The organism is Thermus sp., from assembly GCF_056332225.1.
Genome location: NZ_JBWGQW010000146.1, coordinates 1 through 888, shown reverse-complemented (window position 1 = coordinate 888; position 888 = coordinate 1). Strand labels below are relative to the sequence as shown.

At 59.7% G+C, this 888-nt stretch carries 2 protein-coding genes; both read right to left on the bottom strand.

The genetic code is table 11. The annotated features are described in order from the left end of the window. Nucleotides 1-82: 82 nt before the first annotated feature. The gene (locus AC01Y6_RS10565; RefSeq protein WP_476671484.1) at nucleotides 83-235 is read right to left on the bottom strand and encodes a hypothetical protein; all 153 of its coding nucleotides are present in this window, start codon (nucleotides 233-235) and stop codon (nucleotides 83-85) included. 90 nt (nucleotides 236-325) lie between these two features. Continuing rightward, nucleotides 326-577: a hypothetical protein gene (locus tag AC01Y6_RS10560; protein ID WP_476671482.1), complete on the bottom strand. Its 252-nt coding sequence runs from the start codon at nucleotides 575-577 to the stop codon at nucleotides 326-328. Nucleotides 578-888 lie beyond the last annotated feature (311 nt).

Genomic DNA, 888 nt, shown 5'->3' with positions numbered 1-888 from the left:
CTGGCGGTGCCGTCCAGGACGGGGTTCTTAGAGGGGTAGAGTTGCAAACCACATAGCCCCGTAAGGGGATTGCGACTTCATCCTAGAAGTCCTCGAGGGCCCGGTTGAGCAACTTAGCAACCCGCCGGGCCGCCTTATGAGAAGCCCGCTTCCACGCCTTGCGGAGCCCGGGCACGCCCCGAGTTTCCGCGAGGATGCGGTTGGCCTTCCTCAGGACCTTCACCTCCGTTTTCATCGCACACCTCCTTGAGGCCTTATTGGCCTCTTCACCCTCCTTCTGGGCCGCTAGGCCCCCCTCTCCTTTTTGGGGAGAGGAGGGCCCGGCTTACCACGTCCAGAAGCGCTGGAGGGCCTCGAAGATCCGCCTGACCTGGCCGTACCGCTCCTCCGCGGTGCCCTCGAGGAGGACATACCCCACGGGCTTCTCGCTGAAGCCGTGGCGGTACACGGCCACGGCAGCGGGGTCGAAGATGTCGTTGTAGACGAGGCTCCAGATGAGCTCCTCGTCCCGGAAGAGCTGGAGCTGGGTGGTAAGGATGGATCCACCGAGGCCGTAGACCCGCTCCTCGAGTCGCAATCCCCTTACGGGGCTATGTGGTTTGCAACGCCCCAAAGGAGGAATGATGCTCAATCCCAGCCAGGTTCTCCAGGTCGCAATCCCCTTACGGGGCTATGTGGTTTGCAACAAAAGCTTAGATAGATTTTTTCAACTCCCTTGTTATATGTCGCAATCCCCTTACGGGGCTATGTGGTTTGCAACTCTACCCCCCTAAGAACCTCGTCCTGGAGGGCATCGCCAGAGGGGGGTTTGTGAGAAAGATGAAGCTTGGAATATGCACACGGCGAATAACGGGGGTTTTCGGGGGTTTGTGCCGATGAAAAGCCACA